The 3,947-nt window shown below is 72.1% G+C and carries 1 protein-coding gene; it reads right to left on the bottom strand.

The genetic code is table 11. The features are described 5' to 3' along the window. Positions 1-58: 58 nt before the first annotated feature. Positions 59-3,235 (bottom strand): isoleucine--tRNA ligase, encoded by a 3,177-nt coding sequence (gene ileS / locus ABZ914_RS48125; RefSeq protein WP_500201323.1) that lies wholly within the window; start codon positions 3,233-3,235, stop codon positions 59-61. Between the last annotated feature and the right edge of the window lie 712 nt (positions 3,236-3,947).

Here is a 3,947-nt window from a genome sequence, read left to right as displayed (position 1 = left end):
GCGGGAAACAGCCTCCCGACCGTGACGGGGGTTCCAGGGGGTCGCCCCCCTGGGATGGCTAAGACTTGCGGAGCCAGTACGTCAGGCCGAGCTCGTCGTCGCGGCCGGCGGTGAGGCCCTCGGGACGGCCCTCGGTGACGGACGTGGCGAGCACCTCGGCGCCGACCTCCTCGCCGTGGGCGCGCAGCGCCTCGGCGAGGTCGTCGCCGGCGGCCTGCCACCACAGCTCGATCCGGTCGGTGACGTCCAGCCCAGCGGCCTTGCGGGCCTCCTGGACGAGCCGGACGGCCTCCCGGACGAGCCCGGCGCGGCGCAGCTCGGCGGTGACGGTGAGGTCGAGGGCGATGGTCTCGCCCGCGGCGCTCTCCACCGCCCAGCCGCTGCGCGGCCGCTCGGTGACGATGACGTCGCCGGGGGACAGGCTCACCGCGCCGACCCCCTCGGCGTCGACCTCGGCGGTGCCGGTGTCGCGCAGCGCGTGCACGAGCGCGGCCGGGTCCGCGGAGGTGATGGCCTTGGCGACCTTCGGGGTGTCCTTGGCGTACCGCTTGCCGAGCTCCCGGAAGTTCGGCTTGACCTCGTACTCGACGAGGTCGCCGCCGATGGAGGACAGCTCCTCGAACGCCTGGACGTTCAGCTCCTCGGCGATCTGGGCGCGCAGCTGCTCGGGCAGCGCCGTCCAGCCGGCGGCGCCGACGAGCGCGCGGCCGAGCGGCTGGCGGGTGCGGACGCCGCTGGCGGCGCGCGCGGACCGGCCGAGCTCGACCAGCCGCCGGACGAGGGCCATCTGGGCGGTGAGGTCGGCGTCGAGGAGGTCCTCGTTCACCGCGGGCCAGTCGGCGAGGTGCACCGAATCGGGGCCGCCCTCGGGCCGGATGACGTCCCACACGTGGTCGGTGATGAACGGCACCATCGGCGCCATCAGCCGGGTGAGGGTCTCCAGGCACTCGTAGAGCGTCGTGAACGCCGCGGCGCCCTCGGCCGTCTCGGGGCCCTCCCAGAAGCGGCGGCGGGACCGCCGGACGTACCAGTTGGACAGGTCGTCGACGAACTCGGCGAGGCGGCGCCCGGCGCGGGCGGTGTCGAACTGCTCCAGCGACGCGTCCACCTCGCGGACGGTGCGGTGCAACTCGGCGAGCGCCCAGCGGTCCAGCAGCGGGCGGTCGGCGGGCGCGGGCGCCTCACCGAGCCGGTCCGGCGTCCACGCCTTGCCCTGCGCCTGCGCCGCGTTCGCGTACAGGACGAAGAAGGACGCGGTGTTCCAGTAGGTCAGCAGGACCTTGCGGACGATCTCCTCCAGGGCGGCGTTGCCGACCCGGCGGGACGCCCAGGGCAGGCCGCTGGCGAGCATGAACCAGCGCAGCGCGTCGGCGCCGTGCTGGTCCATCAGCGGGATGGGCCGCAGCACGTTGCCGAGGTGCTTGCTCATCTTGCGGCCGTCCTCGGCGAGGATGAGGCCGAGGCAAAGGACGTTCTCGTAGGACGACCTGTCGAACACCAGCGTCCCGACCGCCATGAGGGAGTAGAACCAGCCGCGGGTCTGGTCCTGCGCCTCGCAGATGTACTGGGCCGGGTAGGTGTTCTCGAAGACGTCGTTGTTGCGGTGCGGCGCGCCCCACTGGGCGAACGGCATGGAGCCCGAGTCGTACCAGGCGTCGATGACGTCGGGGACGCGGCGCGCCTCGGTGCCGCACTGCGGGCAGGGGAACGTGACGTCGTCGACGTACGGGCGGTGCGGGTCGAGGCCGGACATGTCGCTTCCGGCGAGTTCGCCCAGCTCCGTGAGGGAGCCGACGCAGGTGATGTGGTCCTCGTCGGCGCCGCACACCCACAGCGGCAGGGGCGTGCCCCAGTAGCGGCTGCGGGACAGCGACCAGTCGACGTTGTTGCGCAGCCACTCGCCGTACCGGCCGGTCTTGACGGTCTCGGGGAACCAGTTCGTCTTGTCGTTCTCCTCGAGAAGCCGGTCCTTGATCTGGGTGGTGCGGATGTACCAGGCGGGGAGCGCGTAGTACAGCAGGGGCGTGTGGCAGCGCCAGCAGTGCGGGTAGCTGTGCTCGAAGTGGCCGCCCCGGTACAGCAGCCCGCGCGCGCGCAGGTCGTCGGTGAGCGGCTCGTCGGCGTCCTTGAAGAACTTGTTCCCGACGAGGGGGACCTCACGCAGGAACCGGCCGTCCGGCCCGATCGGGTTGACGATCGGCATGCCGTAGTTCTTGCAGACGGTCATGTCGTCCTCGCCGAACGCGGGCGCCTGGTGGACGAGCCCGGTGCCGTCCTCGACGGTCACGTAGTCGCCGAGCACGACGTAGTGCGCGTCCGGGATGTCGACGAGCTCGAACGGCCGCCGGTAGGTGGTGCGCTCCAGCTCGCGGCCCTGGTAGGTCGCGAGGCGCTCGGCGCCCTCGCCGAGGACCTGGTCGACGAGCGGCTCGGCCACCACGAGGACCTCGTCCGACCCGGCGGGGCGGGCGGCGACGTAGGTGACGTCGGGGTGGACGGCCACGGCGGTGTTGGACACCAGCGTCCACGGCGTCGTCGTCCAGATCAGCAGCGCGGCGCCCATCTCGGCGAGCGGGCCGGACGTGACCGGCATCCGCACGTACACCGACGGGCTCGACACCGTCTCGTACCCGCCGGGCTGGCCCAGCTCGTGGTCGGACAGGCCGGTGCCGCAGCGCGGGCAGTACGGGGTGATGCGGAAGTCGCGGAACAGCAGGCCCTTGTCGAAGACCTGCTTGAGGGACCACCAGACGGCCTCGACGTACTCGGGGTCCATCGTCCGGTACGCCTGGTCGGTGTTGACCCAGTAGCCCATGCGCTCGGTCATCTCTTCGAACGCGTCCACGTGGCGCAGGACCGATTCGCGGCAGCGGTCGTTGAACTCCGCGACGCCGTACTCCTCGATGTCCTTCTTGCCGGTGAGGCCGAGCTCCTTCTCCACGGCGACCTCGACGGGCAGGCCGTGGCAGTCCCAGCCGGCCTTCCGGGGGACGTGGTAGCCCTTCATGGTCTTGAAGCGCGGGAAGATGTCCTTGAACACGCGCGCCTCGACGTGGTGGACGCCGGGCATGCCGTTCGCGGTGGGCGGGCCCTCGTAGAAGACCCAGGGGGTCCCGGACGCGGTGCGCTCCAGGGACCGCTCGAAGACCTTGCTCTCCCGCCAGCGGCGCAGCATGTCCCGCTCCATGGCGGGCAGATCGACCTGCGCGGGCAGCGGCCGGAAACTACGGCTCACTTGGGCGGACCTCCGGATCGACGCGTAACTCGGCACGTGGACCGGAGGGACGAGACGCCTGCCCGGACCGGCCGAGCGGGGACCCGCGGTACCACCCTCCTTGACCGCGCGCCCGGTCGCCCGGACATGCGCGGCCCGCTTCGTTCGAGTCTCGGCTGCCGGGTCTACTGGGCCCGCGGACGGGAGGTCCGGGGCGGTTCTTCCGGCGGCTCCGGGGTGATCAGGCCGCCGGGCTCGCCCCCGGGCTCGCACCGTCCCCGGGTCGCTCATGGCCGCGTTCGGCGGCAGGTGTCCCCATCAGCGCCTGCCACAAGACTGCTCGTCACGACTCTAACGCACGCGGCCACCGTCCTCTTCCCGTTATCGCGTTTCGCGGGGGCTCGCCGGGGACCGGCCCCGGTGACGAGGTTCCTTTGCGATCTCCTGCTATTCGCTGGAGTTTCCTTGTGAGCGGGCGCCGGGCATAAGCGGTCGGTAACCGACCCAGGGTGTTTACCCGGCCCGCGAAAGGGGACTTATGCTGCCCGCACTGCCTGTCGAGGCGATCAGCGCTGAGGAGGCCACCATGGCCGGCGCGGGAAAGGGCGCGGTGCCCTCTGGCGAGACGGCGCCGTCCGGCGAGACGGGGTCGTCCGCGAGGACGGCGCCGGCCGGCAAGAAGGGCCGGAGCACGCGGCAGGGCGCGGCGAAGGCGCCCGCGGCCAAGGGTTCG

It is taken from the genome of Spirillospora sp. NPDC046719, assembly GCF_040645715.1.
Classification (GTDB): Bacteria; Actinomycetota; Actinomycetes; order Streptosporangiales; family Streptosporangiaceae; genus Spirillospora.
Note: the sequence above shows the minus strand (reverse complement) of the source record. Positions and strands in the feature narration are given on the sequence as shown.